The organism is Methylorubrum pseudosasae, from assembly GCF_029504475.1.
Lineage (GTDB): Bacteria > Pseudomonadota > Alphaproteobacteria > Rhizobiales > Beijerinckiaceae > Methylobacterium > Methylobacterium extorquens.
Genome location: NZ_JAQGDU010000002.1, coordinates 3,687,178 through 3,701,479, shown reverse-complemented (window position 1 = coordinate 3,701,479; position 14,302 = coordinate 3,687,178). Strand labels below are relative to the sequence as shown.

General features: G+C 68.8%; 11 protein-coding genes and 2 pseudogenes. 8 read left to right on the top strand and 5 right to left on the bottom strand.

All coding sequences use genetic code 11. From position 1 onward, the window contains the following. Positions 1-130: 130 nt before the first annotated feature. Together M2437_RS18465 and M2437_RS18460 are read left to right on the top strand one after the other, a co-directional pair. Positions 131-3,593 (top strand): annotated as a pseudogene (locus tag M2437_RS18465) (hypothetical protein). A gap of 598 nt (positions 3,594-4,191) precedes the next feature. Beyond that, positions 4,192-5,268, top strand: coding sequence for a fatty acid desaturase (locus M2437_RS18460; RefSeq protein ID WP_056456250.1), 1,077 nt, complete (start codon positions 4,192-4,194; stop codon positions 5,266-5,268). A 60-nt stretch (positions 5,269-5,328) separates the two neighbouring features. On the opposite strand, the gene tyrS is transcribed toward M2437_RS18460, so the two are convergent. After that, positions 5,329-6,600, bottom strand: a complete 1,272-nt coding sequence (gene tyrS, locus M2437_RS18455) for a tyrosine--tRNA ligase (RefSeq protein WP_253388309.1) — start codon at positions 6,598-6,600, stop codon at positions 5,329-5,331. A 140-nt stretch (positions 6,601-6,740) separates the two neighbouring features. On the opposite strand from tyrS, the gene M2437_RS18450 reads away from it, so the two are divergent. Beyond that, complete coding sequence (locus M2437_RS18450) at positions 6,741-7,874, top strand: anhydro-N-acetylmuramic acid kinase (protein ID WP_253388308.1); 1,134 nt, start codon at positions 6,741-6,743, stop codon at positions 7,872-7,874. 9 nt (positions 7,875-7,883) lie between these two features. Continuing rightward, positions 7,884-8,465 (top strand): annotated as a pseudogene (locus tag M2437_RS18445) (DUF3578 domain-containing protein); the annotation flags it as partial. Positions 8,466-8,501: 36 nt separating this feature from the next. Here the strand turns inward: M2437_RS18445 and M2437_RS18440 are convergent. Both M2437_RS18440 and M2437_RS18435 read right to left on the bottom strand, forming a co-directional pair. Beyond that, positions 8,502-8,795 carry an addiction module antidote protein gene (locus M2437_RS18440; protein WP_253388306.1) on the bottom strand — a complete coding sequence of 98 codons (294 nt, stop codon included), beginning with the start codon at positions 8,793-8,795 and terminating at the stop codon, positions 8,502-8,504. Continuing rightward, positions 8,792-9,094 carry a type II toxin-antitoxin system RelE/ParE family toxin gene (locus tag M2437_RS18435; RefSeq protein WP_003599302.1) on the bottom strand — a complete coding sequence of 101 codons (303 nt, stop codon included), beginning with the start codon at positions 9,092-9,094 and terminating at the stop codon, positions 8,792-8,794. The genes M2437_RS18440 and M2437_RS18435 overlap by 4 nt, the downstream gene beginning before the upstream one ends. Before the next feature lie 121 nt (positions 9,095-9,215). Between M2437_RS18435 and aroC the strand changes: the two genes are divergently transcribed. After that, the gene (aroC, locus tag M2437_RS18430) at positions 9,216-10,316 is read left to right on the top strand and encodes a chorismate synthase (protein ID WP_253388305.1); all 1,101 of its coding nucleotides are present in this window, start codon (positions 9,216-9,218) and stop codon (positions 10,314-10,316) included. A gap of 128 nt (positions 10,317-10,444) precedes the next feature. Next, positions 10,445-11,524, top strand: coding sequence for a 3,4-dihydroxy-2-butanone-4-phosphate synthase (gene ribB, locus M2437_RS18425; protein WP_182567991.1), 1,080 nt, complete (start codon positions 10,445-10,447; stop codon positions 11,522-11,524). Positions 11,525-11,629: 105 nt separating this feature from the next. Here ribB and M2437_RS18420 read toward each other — a convergent pair whose 3' ends face one another. Beyond that, positions 11,630-12,559 carry a histone deacetylase family protein gene (locus tag M2437_RS18420; protein ID WP_277570416.1) on the bottom strand — a complete coding sequence of 310 codons (930 nt, stop codon included), beginning with the start codon at positions 12,557-12,559 and terminating at the stop codon, positions 11,630-11,632. Between the two features lie 53 nt (positions 12,560-12,612). After that, positions 12,613-12,861 (bottom strand): hypothetical protein, encoded by a 249-nt coding sequence (locus M2437_RS18415; RefSeq protein ID WP_253388303.1) that lies wholly within the window; start codon positions 12,859-12,861, stop codon positions 12,613-12,615. On the opposite strand from M2437_RS18415, the gene M2437_RS18410 reads away from it, so the two are divergent. Together M2437_RS18410 and M2437_RS18405 are read left to right on the top strand one after the other, a co-directional pair. Next, positions 12,860-13,498, top strand: coding sequence for a L,D-transpeptidase (locus M2437_RS18410; protein WP_253388302.1), 639 nt, complete (start codon positions 12,860-12,862; stop codon positions 13,496-13,498). The genes M2437_RS18415 and M2437_RS18410 overlap by 2 nt on opposite strands. A gap of 172 nt (positions 13,499-13,670) precedes the next feature. Then, positions 13,671-14,129, top strand: coding sequence for a hypothetical protein (locus tag M2437_RS18405; RefSeq protein WP_056456390.1), 459 nt, complete (start codon positions 13,671-13,673; stop codon positions 14,127-14,129). Positions 14,130-14,302 lie beyond the last annotated feature (173 nt).

Below are 14,302 nucleotides of genomic sequence, written 5' to 3'. Positions count from 1 at the left end.
TTGATGGTGTGCCTGATCCCATGCACGCAGACCTCCGGGGACGCCATGCCGGAGTGGCTTGAATCCTGAGGAAAGCCGCCGCGGCAAACGGACCTTCGCCCGAACCTACGGGTGTAGCAGCGAACGAGTGATGGATCAGGAAACGGCCAGGACCCTGCTCCAGCAGGCGGTCGAGGCGCCTGCAGCTGCGCCGCGCAAAGCGCGTCGCCGTCGGCGGCGGCCGGTGCTCTGGTGCGCGCTGCTCGTCGTCTTCCTGCTCGGTCTCGGCGGCGGGCTCGTCGCCCTGCGGCTGTCCCAGGGGCCGCTGCGCATCGACGGACTGACGCATCAGGTCGCCGAGGCGGTGGCGGGCCGCTTCGGGCCGGGCTGGCGCGTAGCGCTGCGCGACTCTGCGCTCGAACTCGACAGCGAATCCTCGCTGGCACTCCGGGTCGGCGGGCTCGACATCTTCAACCCAGAGGGCGCGCTGGTGGTGCGCGCCCCGCTCGCGGTGGTCAGCCTCGATACGTGGAGCCTGCTGCGCCTCTCGGTCCAGCCGCGCTCCATCGAATTCCGCGACATCGAGATGACCGCCCTCGTCCACGACGACGGGTCCATCGCCTTCGCCGCCTCGTCACCGACGCAGGGGGATGGAGCAGGGGAGGCGGCCAAGCCCCATACCCTGCCGAGCGTGGACGCCGCCCGCGGCACCGTCTCGCCGGTCTCGGCGGCGGTCGCCTCGATCTTCGGCGTGGTGCTCGATCCGGCCGGTGTCATCGGCGCCCTCGACCGGGCGCGGATCACCAACGGACGCCTGACCCTCGTCGACGACGCCCGGCACCAAGCCACCTTCGAACGGGTGAACGGCCTGTTCCGCCGCGGCACCAGCGACGATTCGCGGGTGTTCGAGCTGCGCATCGACGGGCCCCACGGCGAGTGGCGCTTCGGCGGGCGCGTCCACGAGGCGGGGGAGGGGCGGCGCGCGGGCGTCATCACCCTGGACGACCTGCCCATCACCGATCTGCTGCTGCTGTCCGGCCATTCGAAGATGCCGGTGGAGACCGACCTCAAGCTCTCGGCCCGAGCCGACGTGGCGCTGTCGGGCGGCCGCATCGAGACGATGAAGGCCGAGGTGAAGACCGGCGGCGGCACGCTCCTCATCGACGAGAAGGACTTCAACCCGGTCGTCATCGACGAGCTGCGCGCCGAGGCGAGCTGGGACGAGGCGCGGCGCGCGCTCGCCATCTCCGCCATCGACTACAAGGGCGGCGGCAACGACGCCCACCTGACCGGCGCCTTCGCCATCGGTCCGCCTGATGCCGTGGACGCCTGGACGCTCGATTTCGCCGGCAAGGATGCGCTGCTGCGCGGCGCCGCCCGCAGCGACCCGTCCTTCCGCATCGGCGAGATCAGCGGGCGGATCACCGGCCGGGCGGGGGGCGTGAACATCGAGTCGATCGCGCTGGCGGGCGACGGCCTGCACGCGCCGCCTAAGCGGGACGGTCGGCACGCGGGCCGACGACGAGGGCATCACCCTGCACATCGTCGCCAGCAACACCGACGGCCGCAAGGCCATGCGGCTCTGGCCCGAGAACATCGCGCCGGGCGTGCGCAACTACCTCGTGGACGAGCTGCGCGGCGGACGCCTCGATCAAGCCGACATCCAGATCGACATGAGCGGACCGGAACTCGCTGCGGCGACCCGTGGCGACCCGATGCCGGATGCCGCGCTCAACGTGACCTTCGCGGTCTCGGATGCCGGCCTGACCATCTCTCAGGACGCGCCGCCCCTGAGCCACGGCCGGGTCACCGGCACGATCACCGGCCGCACCACGACGATCCAGAACGCCACCGCCGAGATCCGCCTCTCCGACACGCGGGCCCTGACGATCTCGGACGCGTCCTTCCTGATCCGCGATCCGCAGCCGGACAAGATCATCGCCCAGCTCGGCCTGCGGCTGTCCGGCTCCGTCGATTCGCTGGCCGCGCTCCTCGAAACCCCGATGTTCAAGGGAATCACGGGCGCCGACATCGATCCGGCCACGCTGAAGGGCAAGGCGGATCTGCGCATCGACGTGCCGATCAACCTCAAGCACGTGCCCGATCTCGCCGAGATGCCGGTGACGCTCACCGGCTCGATCACCGAGTTCAGCATGGACAGGGCGGTCGGCAAGGACCGCTTCGAGGCGGGCCGCTTCACCCTCTCCTTCGACCGCAGCGGCTTCGCTCTCAAGGGCGATGGGCGGCTGCTCGGCGCCGCCGTGGCCATCGACCTGAAGCAGCCCAAGCCCGGCGCCCCCGGCGAGGCGGTGGTGAGCCTGAACCTCGACGACGCCTTCCGGGCCAAGCGCGGCCTGCCGACCGCGCCACAGCTCGGCGGCGTCATCCCGGCCCGCGTCGTGTTGCCGGTGGGGCGCCCCGCCTCCGCCGGCAAGCCGCCGGCCCGGGTCGAAGCGGACCTGACCCGCGCCTCGATCAACGGTCTGATGCCCGGCTGGAGCAAGCCCGCGGGTAAGGCCGGGCGCCTCGGCTTCACCCTGGTGGAGGCGGCGGGCGGCGGCATAGAGCTGCGCGACATCACCCTCGACGCCGCCCCCGCGCTCGCCCGCGGCAGCGCCACGATCTCGGCCGAAGGCAATCTCGAACGGGCGGACCTGACCGCGCTCAAGCTCTCGCCGGGCGACGACATGCGCGTCAGCCTCGACCGGGCCGGCTCGACCTACAAGGTCGCAGTGAAGGGCGCCGTCGTCGATGCGCGGCCCTTCCTCAAGGGCATGACGAGCGGCGACGACAAGGGCGGCAAAGAGCCTGGCAAGGACATCGAGGCGGATGTCGCCGCCAACATCGTCTCCGGCTTCAATGGCGAGTCGCTCACCAACGCGACGCTGAAGGCGAGCTTCAAGGGCGGTGATCTGCGCGCCGCCCAGTTCAAGGGCCGTTTCGGCGGTTCCCCGCTCAGCGCCGTTGTCCGAAGCGAGCGCGGCGCACCGCTGCTCACCCTTGATTCCGCCGATTCCGGCGCGACGCTGCGCTTCCTCGACATCTACAAGCGGATGTATGGCGGGCGGCTCGCGCTCAACGTCTACCTCAACGACGGCCCGCAGGCCGGCGTGGTCCAGATCAAGGACTTTGCCCTGCGCAACGAGCCGGCCCTGTCGAGCATCGTCGCCCAGGCCCCGCCGCCCTCGGACGGACGGCGCGCCGCCCCGAACGCCAACGATGTCGGCTTCGACAAGATGCGCGCGAACTTCACCCGCAGCGGCCCGCGGGTGAGCTTTTCCGACGCGGCGATCTCGAACGCGGCGATGGGCTTCACCGCAACCGGCTGGCTCGACACGGCCAAGGAGCGCACGCAGATCGACGGCACCTTCGTGCCGCTCTACGGGCTCAACAACGTGGTGGCGCAGGTGCCATTGTTCGGGCCGCTGCTGGCGGGCGGCAGCAACGAAGGCCTGTTCGCGGTGAACTTCAACGTCTCGGGACCGATCGCCAAACCGACCGTCAACGTGAACCCGCTCTCGGCGGTCGCCCCCGGCTTCCTGCGAAAACTGTTCGGCGCCGGAAGCGGCGACACGTTCGCCAACGGCGCCGGGCCGGGCGGGCCCGAGCGGTAGGGTTCGGAAACTCCGCCGTCCTGACCGTAGGGAGAGGCCGGCCGGGCTTGGGAGCGGATGATCGAGCGGACGATATCCGAACTGCGCCGAGAGCCGGCTTTGATCGGGCCCGCTGCGGCACAACAGCGCTCGGCGGCGTCGCACCCTCAGTGAGAGCGTTGAGCCGGATGACGCACGCGACAGAGCCCACGAAGAGCCCGTATCGAAAATCCGCGCGGGGCGGATCGGCGGTGGGACGGTGCTTCAAGTCGCGCCTTTTCAAGGATCGGCCTTTCGCATACGGCCTTGAGGCCAACCGGTTCGAACGGCCTGACCGGTGACGGCTCCCGCGTCCAAGTCCTCCATCCACGTCCGGCGCTCATCGCAGCGTCCTTCGAAGGGCGGGGAAAGTCATCCTTCCGTCCCAATCCCCGTGAGATCACGGCGCAGGGCCGAGCGGGTCGCACCCTCGGACCGGCTTGGCCGGAACCTCAATCAAGACCCGTTCGGACCGTGGAAGCGGGACCGACCGCAGCGGCCCGGTCGCATCACGCGATCGGCTCCTTTTCACGCCTATCCCGCCTCGCAAGGCGCTCGACGAACAGGATTGCCGGTCGCTGTGATCGCCGCACCATTGAACCCGACCGCGCAAGGCCCGCTCGCGGACGAGGACGCCCGAACCGAGGACGCGAAGCTCGCGCGGGAGGTGGCCCGACACTGCGCCGCGTTCCGCGAACCGATACCCCGGATGGCTTTTCGGCAGGTGGCCGATACGCTGCTGCCCTACCTGATCCTCTGCGCGGTAATGCTCGTCGCGGCGGCGAACGGCTACGCCCTTCTCGCCCTGCCGCTGGCGGTGCCCGCGGGCGGCCTCCTGGTGAGGCTCTTCATCATCCAGCACGATTGTGGGCACGGCTCGTTCCTGCCGTCACGCCGGGGCAATGATTGGCTCGGCCGCGCCCTCAGCCTGCTGACGGTGACGCCCTACGACAGCTGGAAGCGCGCGCATGCCCTGCATCATGCCACGACCGGCGATCTCAGCCGCCGCGGCACGGGCGACGTCCACACCTTGACCGTGCGCGAATACCTCGCGCTGCCGCGCTGGGGCCGGCTGCGCTACCGCCTCTACCGCAATCCGCTCATCCTGATCGTGCTTGGCTCTCCGATCAACTTTCTCATCTTGCAGCGCCTGCCCACCGGCGTCGGGCTCCCGTGGCGGACGGCATGGCGCGATGTGCTGGCGCTCGACGCCGTGCTCCTTGCGGCCTTTGCGGTACTGGCGCTGGCCGTCGGCGGCATCGGGCCGGTGCTCTGGGTGTTCCTGCCGGTGATCGCCGTCGCCGCCTGGGTCGGCGGCTGGCTGTTCTATGTCCAGCACCAGTACGAGGAGACCGTCTGGGAAGAGGCCGACGCCTGGGACTTCCATCGCGTGGCGCTCGGCGGCAGTTCCTACTACGCGCTGCCGCGGGTTCTTCAGTGGTTCACCGGCAATGTCGGCCTGCACCACGTCCACCACCTCAACAGCCGCATCCCGAATTACCGGCTGCAGGAATGCCTCGACGGCCACGAGGTTCTCGGTCGGGTGGGCCGCCTGACCCTGCGCGACAGCCTGCGCTGCCTGAAGCTGGCGCTCTGGGACGAAGAGGCACGCAAGATGGTCGGCTTCGCCCGTGTGCGCGGGCTTCAGGCCGCCTGAGGCGCGGGACGCGGAAGCGATCAGGGGCCCGTGGTACGGGCCCCTAGCTGGGCGAATCAGCTATTCCGGCCGCAGCAGCACGTGCTTCTTGCGCCCGAACGAGAGCTTGACCACGCCCTCCGCCGTCAGGTCTTCAGTTCGCAGCACCGCCTTCTCGTCGCTCACCTGCACGTCGTTGATCCGCAGGCCGCCGCCCTTGATCTGGCGGCGCGCCTCGCTGGTCGAAGGGACGAGCTTGGCGTAGTCCGGCCCGAAGGCGGTGAGAACGCCGAGGCCCGCCTCAAGCACCGCGGGCGGCACGGGAATCGTCGGCAGCGACTGCGCCAGCGTGCCTTCGACGAAGGTTTTCCGGGCGGTTTCGGCGGCGGCGGCGGCGGCGTCCGGGCCATGCATCAGCGCCGTCGCTTCCGTGGCGAGGACCGTCTTGGCCTCGTTGATCTCGGCGCCCTGGAGCGCGGCGAGGCGCTCGATCTCGGGGAGCGGCAGCAGCGTGAACAGCTTGAGGAAGCGGCCGACATCGGCATCCTCCGTGTTCCGCCAGAACTGCCAGTAATCGTAAGGGCTGAGCATCCCGGCATCGAGCCAGACGGCACCGGCCGCGGTCTTGCCCATCTTGGCGCCCGACGACGTGGTCAGGAGCGGGCAGGTCAGGGCGTAGAGCTGCGGCGTGCCCATGCGGCGGCCGAGATCGATGCCGTTGACGATGTTGCCCCATTGGTCGGACCCGCCCATCTGCAGGCGGGTGCCGAAGCGGCGGTTCAGCTCCACGAAGTCGTAGGACTGCAGGATCATGTAGTTGAATTCGAGGAACGACAGCTCCTGGTCGCGCTCCAGGCGCATCCGCACGCTGTCCATCGACATCATGCGGTTGACCGAGAAGTGCCGGCCGATGTCGCGCAGCATCTCGATGTAGTTGAGCTTCGTCAGCCACTCGGCATTGTCGACCATGACCGCGCCGTTTCCGCTCTCACCGAAGGAGAGGAAGCGCGAAAAGGTCTGCTTGATGCCTTCCTTGTTGGCCTCGATCTGCTCCAGCGTCAGGATCTTGCGCGTCTCGTCGCGCCCCGAAGGATCGCCGACGCGGGTGGTGCCCCCGCCCATCAGCACGACCGGCTTGCCACCGGTCTTCTGCAGCCAGTGCAGCATCATGATCGAGAGCAGGTGGCCGACATGGAGCGAGGCCGCCGTGCAGTCGTAGCCGGTATAGGTCGTCAGCCCCCCTTCCGCCGCCAGGGCGTCGATGCCGGCAAGGTCCGAGGCCTGATGGATGTAGCCGCGCTCCTGCAGCACCCGGATGAAGTCGGATTTCGGCGCGAAGCTCTCGGCGGTCATGGTGATCGGTCTCGGATGGTTTGGCGGCGCGACAGGGGCGCGGCCGCAATGCTATCCCGCGAGGGGAAGCGCTCGCGCGCGCTCTTAGCAGGGCAGGCCGCGAAAGGCACGAGCCCGGATTTTGGGGAACAGGGGCGGCCATGGCGATGAAGCGCGCGATCGGCTTGATGAGCGGCACGTCTCTCGACGGGATCGACGTGGCGCTGATCGAGAGCGATGGTGCGCGCATCCGCCTCGTCAAATCCGCCAACGGTCTCGTCGCGCCGCTCGGGCCGACGGGCTATCGCGGCTACGCGGAGGCCGAGAAGGTGCTGCTGCGGGAGGCGACCCGTGACGCGGAAGGGCTGCGGGCACGCACCGACCGGCCGGGACGCCTTGCGGAGGCGGAAGATTTCGTCACCCGCGCCCATGCCGAGGCGATCGAAGCGTTCCTGGCGCAGAACGACCTTCGGCCCGCGGATATCGACGTCGTCGGCTTCCACGGTCAGACCGTGATTCACCGGCCGAAGCTCGGCCTCACGGTCCAGATCGGCGACGGCGCGACTTTGGCCAAGCGTCTCGGCATCCGCGTCGTGTCCGACATGCGCGCCAACGACGTGGCGCAGGGCGGCCAGGGCGCGCCGCTGGTGCCGGTGTTCCACAAGGCGCTGGCCGAGGCCGCGGGCTTCACCGGCCCGCTCGGCATCCTCAATATCGGCGGCCTCGCCAACGCCACCCTGATCGATTCCGGCGGCAACATGCTCGCCTTCGATACCGGGCCGGGCAACGGGCCGATCAACGACTGGATGAAGGAGCGCACGGGCCAGGATTTCGACGAGGACGGCGCCACCGCCGCCCGCGGCACGGTGGATGAAGACCTGCTCGAAAACCTGCTCGGCCATCCGCTGATCCTGCGCGCGCCGCCAAAATCGCTGGACCGCAACTGGTTCTCGCATCGGCTCGCCGGCTATCTCACGGTCGAGGACGGCGCGGCGACGCTCACCGCCTTCACCGCCCACGCCGTCGCCCGCAGTCTCGCCTTCGCCAGCGAGCGCCCGACCCGCTGGATCGTCGGGGGCGGGGGCGCGAGGAACCGCACGCTGATGGTGATGCTGGAACGGCTCCTCGCGGCGGAAGTCCTGAACGCCGACGCGATCGGCTGGTCGTCGGATTTTCTGGAGGCCCAGGCCTTCGCCTACCTCGCGCTGCGCTCGTTGGAAGGCCTGCCGCTAACCTACCCGACGACCACGGGCGTCGCTGCGCCGGTCACGGGTGGGATCGTCTCCGAGCCCTGAGTTCTTCTCGTGAGCCTTGGCCACGCCTTGCGCCGCATCGTCGAGGAATACCCGCTCGCGCGTACCGACCCGCCGGCCGGACATCCGCTCGCGCACGTGATCCGAAAAGGCGCGCCGGACGAGCTGCGCCGGGTCCTCGCGCCTCTCGACGGGCCGTTCCTCGTCAAGGGTAGCCCCGGCCGCGGCAGCCATTGGGCCGCGGTGCCGTGGCTTGCGGTGTTCGACCCCGCCGTTACGACGAGCGCCACCCGTGGCTACTACCTCGTCTACCTATTCCCCGCGCACCGGGAGGCGGTGCATCTCTCGCTGGCGCAAGGAACCGTGGCAGCGATCCGCGAGCACGGGCCGCGCTCGGGCGATCACCTGCGCGCCTGCGGGGCGCGGCTGCGGGAACGGCTCTCCGATTTTTCAGATGTCCTGCCGGCCTCGGCGATCACCCTCGGCAGCGCGGGTGAATTGCCCGAGGGCTACGAGGCCGCCCACATCCTCGGCCTGACCTACGATCTCGCTGACCTCGGCGATGAGCGGCGCCTGCGCGCCGACCTCGCCACCGGCCTCGCCGCCTATCGGGCACTGAAGGCACGGGGCGGGGCTCGACGGCAACGTCTCGGCGCAATGCCGAGCCGATCAGTGAGGAGAGGTGACCGATGCCGTCAGGCGGACGTTCAAGGCATTGAGGACGCGCAGAGCCGTGTCGAGGCTCGGGTTGCCGTCGTCCGACAACGCCCGATAGAGGCTTTCCCGCGATAAACCTGTCTCGCGAGCGATCTGGGTCATGCCACGCGCGCGGGCCGCGACACCGAGCGCCCGGCGAAACAGCGCAGCGTCTCCTTCTTCGATGGCCGCAGCCAGATACTCGGCAACCGCCTCATCGCTTTCCAGGAATTCGGCCGAGTCGTAGGGGCTGGTTTCCGTCATCATTCCGTTCCGTCCAGCATCGTCGCCAAGGTCTTCGCTCGGGAAATGTCGCGCTTCTGGCTCGCCTTGTCCCCGCCGCACAGAAGGACGACCAGGGTCTTGCCACGATACGTGAAGTAGATCCGGTAGCCCGGTCCGTAGTCGATCCGCAATTCGCTGACACCACCGCCGACAGCTTTCGAATCACCCTCATGGCCGAGTGCGAGACGATCGATCCGCAACGCGATCCGTGCCTTTGCGCGATCGTCCCGAAGCCCCTTGAGCCAATCCGCGAACGTTCGGGTGCGGATGATGTCCGGCATATCGAAATGTAGTCCATAGGCTACGAACCAGCAACACCGCGATACGCAGGTGGCTTCTCGGTGGCTCGGCAATCGGCCGAAATTTGTGCCGCCCCGCAACCCGCGCTAAGGCACGCGCGCCATGTCGCACAACACCTTCGGCCACCTGTTCCGCGTCACCACCTTCGGCGAGAGCCACGGGGTGGCGCTCGGCTGCGTGGTGGACGGGTGCCCGCCCGGCCTCGCGCTGGAAGCCGAGGACATCCAGGCGGAGCTCGACCGGCGCAAGCCCGGCCAGTCGCGCTTCACCACGCAGCGGCGCGAGCCCGATCAGGTGAAGATCCTGTCCGGCGTGTTCAGCGACGACCGCACCGGCGGGCGGCAGCTCACCACCGGCACGCCGATCGCGCTGATGATCGAGAACACCGATCAGCGCTCAAAAGACTATTCCGAGATCCGCGACAGCTACCGCCCCGGCCACGCCGACTTCACCTACGACGCCAAGTACGGCATCCGCGACTATCGCGGCGGCGGACGCTCCTCCGCCCGCGAGACCGCCGCGCGGGTCGCGGCCGGCGCGGTGGCGCGCAAGGTCATCCCCGGCATCACCATCCGCGCTGCCCTGGTGCAGATGGGGCCGCACGCCATCGACCGCGCGAACTGGGACTGGGAGCAGGTCGGCCAAAATCCGTTCTTCTGCCCTGACGCGAAGGCGGCGGCGCTCTACGAGACCTATCTCGACGCAATCCGAAAGGACGGCTCCTCGGTCGGCGCGGTGATCGAGGTGGTGGCCGAAGGCGTGCCGCCCGGGCTCGGGGCACCGATCTACGGCAAGCTCGACGCGGATCTGGCGGCGGCGATGATGTCGATCAACGCGGTCAAGGGCGTCGAGATCGGCGATGGCTTCGCGGCCGCAGCCCTCCGCGGCGAGGAGAATGCCGACGAGATGCGCGTCGGCAATGATGGCCGCCCGCGCTTCCTCGCCAACCATGCCGGCGGCATCCTGGGCGGCATCTCGTCGGGCGAGCCGGTGGTGGTGCGCTTTGCCGTGAAGCCGACCTCCTCGATTCTGACGCCGCGCCAGAGCGTGAACCGCGACGGGGCTGAGATCGATCTCATCACCAAGGGCCGCCACGACCCCTGCGTCGGCATCCGCGCCGTCCCCGTCGCCGAGGCGATGATGGCCTGCGTGCTGGCCGACCACACTCTTCGCCATCGCGGGCAGAACGGCGAGCGCCCGTGAGAACGCACGATCTCCCATCGATCCCCTCACCCTGAGGTGCCGCGAAGCGGCCTCAGGGTGAGGCGGTGGATGGGGGATCGTCGATTGGTGTAACGACTCTTTTCGAACCGCTGAACGAGACGAAGCCCGTGCCCCATTGCAGCGTCACCGAGGCCATCGAAGCCTTCGCCCGCGGCGAGATCGTCGTCGTCACCGACGACGACGATCGTGAGAACGAGGGCGACCTCGTCGTCGCCGCCTCGCTCTGCACGCCGGAGAAAATGGCGTTCATCATCCGCAACACCTGCGGCATCGTCTGCGCGCCGATCACCCTGGACGAGGCACGCCGTCTCCATCTCGACCCGATGGTGGCCTCGAACGACGCGCCGCTCGGCACCGCCTTCACCGTCACGGTGGATGTCCGCCACGGTCTCACCACCGGCATCTCGGCCGAGCAGCGCTGCAACACGGTGCGCGCGCTCGCCAACGGCAATATGGGCGCGGGCGACTTCGTGCGGCCGGGCCACGTCTTCCCGCTCATCGCCCGCGACGGCGGCGTGCTGATGCGCTCCGGGCATACGGAAGCCGCGGTCGATCTGTGCAAGCTCGCGGGTCTGCCGCCGGTCGGCGTGATCTGCGAACTCGCCAACGACGACGGCACCGTGATGAAGGGGCCGCAGATCGACGCCTTTTCCGAGCAGCACAGCCTCAAGCGGGTCTCGGTGGCCGATCTCATCGCCTACCGCCAGGCCCGCGACCGGCTGGTCGAGCGGGTCGGCACCTTCCCGGTAAAGACCGAGTTCGGGGCGATGACCGGCTACGCCTATGTCACGCCGTTCGAGCCGATCCAGCAATTCGCCTTCGTCCACGGCGCCATCGGCGACGGCCGCAACATGCCGGTGCGCCTGCACCGCTCCAACGTCGTCGCCGACGTGATCGAGGGCGGGGGGCAGATCGAGAGCGTGATGCGCCGCTTCGCCAAGGAGGGCCGCGGCATCCTCGTCTATCTGCGCGACGGCACCGCGGGCGTGCCGCTCAACCGCTACGCGGAGGAAGAGGGCGCCGAGGCGCAGCGCGTGCGCCAGTGGCGCGAAGTGGGCTTAGGCGCGCAGATCCTGCGCGATCTCGGCGTCGTCTCGATCCGCAACCTGTCCTCGTCGGCGCGCTCCTATGTCGGCCTGTCGGGCTTCGGCATCGAGCTGGTCAGCGACGAGCCGCTGGAGGGCTGAGGGCCGGCGCTGAGCCGCGTCGCCGGAACTTTCTGTCCGCCAACGCCGTGCTCATCACCCTGATCCCGGTGCACGGGGTAGGCTATCCGGCCGGGGCGGTGCCCGTCACCGCCCCATCAACGCATCCATGTGCGCGGCAACCGAGCGGGCGAGGCCGTCGAGGCTGTAGCCGCCCTCGAGGATCGACACGACGCGACCGCCGGCATGGCGGTCGGCGACCTCCATCAGCCGCCGCGTCGCCCAGCCGAAATCCGCCTCGTCGAGCTGGATGTTGGCCAGTGGATCGAGCTTGTGCGCGTCGAACCCCGCCGAGATCACGATCAGGTCGGGTGCGAAGGCATCGAGCCGCGGCAGGATGCGCGCCTCGAAGGCTTCGCGAAACAACTCGCTGCCGTCGAACGCCTTGAGCGGCGCGTTGACGATGGTGTCGTGGTCGCCCCGCTCACCCGTGGCGCCGGAGCCCGGAAACAGCGGCATCTGGTGGGTCGAGGCGTACATCACCGTCTTGTCGGCCCAGAAGATGTCCTGCGAGCCGTTGCCGTGGTGGACGTCGAAATCCACCAGGGCGACGCGGGTGGCGCCGAACGCCTTCTGGGCGTGGCGCACGGCGATCGCCGCGTGGTTGAACAGGCAGAAGCCCATGGCGCGGTCGCGCTCGGCGTGGTGGCCGGGCGGGCGCATGGCGACGAAGGCGTTGGCGCACTCGCCCTTCATCACCGCATCGACGGCGTGGTTCGACCCGCCGATGGCGTGCAGGCAGGTGTTGAGCGAGCCCGGCGACATCAGCGTGTCGCCATCGATCTGAAAGAAGCCCTCGTCGGGCGAGGCCGCGACGATGGTCTCGACGTAGGACGCCGGATGGACGAGTTCGGCGACCGCAGCCTCCGCCCTCGGGGCGTGGCAGCGTACCAGGGCGGCGAAGCGCTCGTCCTCGAGGGCGCGCTCGACCGCCTGCATGCGGGCCGGTCGCTCTGGATGGCCGGTCGGGACCACGTGTTCGACCGCGCTCGGATGGGTGACGTAGAGGGTGCTCAGGGCCGTTTCTCCCGGTGCCCAAGACGGTGATGCCTTTTGGGCGTCCCGCCTCGTCACGTGCCGCCCTGCGAAAGCGGGGCGAGCGTGTTGTTGCCGATGCGGTGCGCCCGATCTTGCGCCGGACCTGCCACCGCTCTTGTTTTCTCGAACTTGTCGATCTTGGCGCCCGCGCGCAACAACGCAAACCGGGACAGGGACTCGGATCGATCTCGTCCACAACCGGCCGTATCGCGGTCCAAGCTTGGCCACAAACGCGCCTTCAACCTGCGGTGGCTTTCTTCGAACGACCGGCCACCCGTCATGCGCCCTTCGCCCGCCCTCGCGCTTCTCGTGGGCCTCATGCCCCTGGCGGCCTGCCAGTCACAGACGGCACAGGTCGCACAACCCGTCCCCATCGTCGCCGAACTGCCCGCCGTTCCACCGCTTCCGCCGGGGCCGGAGCGGGATGCCGCCTGGATGAAGCTCGCGCCGAAAGCGCCCCTCGATCCGGCGCTGACCCGCACCACCGTCGATTTCGCGACCCGGGAGCCTGTGGGCACCCTCGTCGTCGAAACGGCCGAGCGGTGGCTCTACCTCGTGCAGCCCGACGGCAAGGCGATGCGCTACCCCGTCTCGGTGGGGCGGGCGGGTCTCGCATGGACCGGCCGGGCCGAGATCGACCGCAAACTCGAATGGCCGGACTGGAACCCCGCCCCGGACATGATCGGCCGCCACCCCGATCTGCCGTCGCGCCTGGAGGGCGGCCCGTTCAGCCCGATCGGCGCCCGCGCGCTCTATCTCGCGCAGAATCGCAAGGACACGCTCTACCGCATCCACGGCACCAACGAGCCGGAGACGATCGGGCAGGCGGTCTCCTCGGGCTGCATCCGCATGCTCAACGAGGACGTGATGGACCTCTACGAGCGCGTGCCGGTCGGGACGAAGGTCGTGGTTCGCTGAAGAGAGTCTTACTTCGGTCCAGCAAGCTTTTCGAAAGGCTTAATCGTGAGCAGCCGTTTACCTGAACACGGGTTCAGATTTGGCCATTAACCTCTTCGAGCGTTGTCGGTCCGTAATGTCAGCACAGACACGGACGAACACCGGCGACAACCAGCTCGAAAGGCACCAGACCATGACCAACACTGCGCTTGAACTGTTCTGCACCCGCATCGTCGACGCCGGCAGCCTGAACCAGGACGACGTTCGCGAACTCGCCCGCGACATCCTCCCCGACGGCATCATGGGCCGCGAAGAGGCCGACCTGCTGCTGGCGCTCGACCGCGCCGTCGCCGACACCCACGAGGGCTTCTCCACCTTCGTCACGGTGGAAGTCGTGAACTTCGCCGTCTACGGCGAGCGCCCCACCGGCATCATCACCCGCGAGATGTCCGCCTGGCTCTCCGCCTCCATCGCCGGCCGCAAGGGCCCGACTGCGCTGGGCAGCCGCATCGCCATGGAGATCGTGCGCGAGGCCGAGACCAGCGACGAGACGCTGATCGCCTTCGCCCTCAAGGCCAAGAGCGCGACGACGAAGAGCGCAACCGCCAAGGCCTCCGCGTGCAGCACCGGTCGCATGCCCTGCGCTGCATGATGAATTCAGTTTTGAGCCCAGATGCGCCAACGGCATCGGCCCCACGGCTAGCATCCGAGCCCCATCGAAATTCGAATTGACGGCCCTTCAATCGGATTTCACCGAAGCTGGCCTTTTGGGGAGTGCAGCACAGCTTCCGTCTCTCGCATAAGTGCTTTATCGGGATGCGTTCG

Bases quoted from the DNA above. Each gene is read 5' to 3' on its own strand.
- tyrS (WP_253388309.1), bottom strand. From the start codon at position 6,600: ATGACCGCCGAGAGCTTCGCGCCGAAATCCGACTTCATCCGGGTGCTG.
- M2437_RS18450 (WP_253388308.1), top strand. From the start codon at position 6,741: ATGGCGATGAAGCGCGCGATCGGCTTGATGAGCGGCACGTCTCTCGAC.
- M2437_RS18440 (WP_253388306.1), bottom strand. From the start codon at position 8,795: ATGATGACGGAAACCAGCCCCTACGACTCGGCCGAATTCCTGGAAAGC.
- M2437_RS18435 (WP_003599302.1), bottom strand. From the start codon at position 9,094: ATGCCGGACATCATCCGCACCCGAACGTTCGCGGATTGGCTCAAGGGG.
- aroC (WP_253388305.1), top strand. From the start codon at position 9,216: ATGTCGCACAACACCTTCGGCCACCTGTTCCGCGTCACCACCTTCGGC.
- M2437_RS18410 (WP_253388302.1), top strand. From the start codon at position 12,860: ATGCGCCCTTCGCCCGCCCTCGCGCTTCTCGTGGGCCTCATGCCCCTG.
- M2437_RS18415 (WP_253388303.1), bottom strand. From the start codon at position 12,861: ATGACGGGTGGCCGGTCGTTCGAAGAAAGCCACCGCAGGTTGAAGGCG.
- M2437_RS18405 (WP_056456390.1), top strand. From the start codon at position 13,671: ATGACCAACACTGCGCTTGAACTGTTCTGCACCCGCATCGTCGACGCC.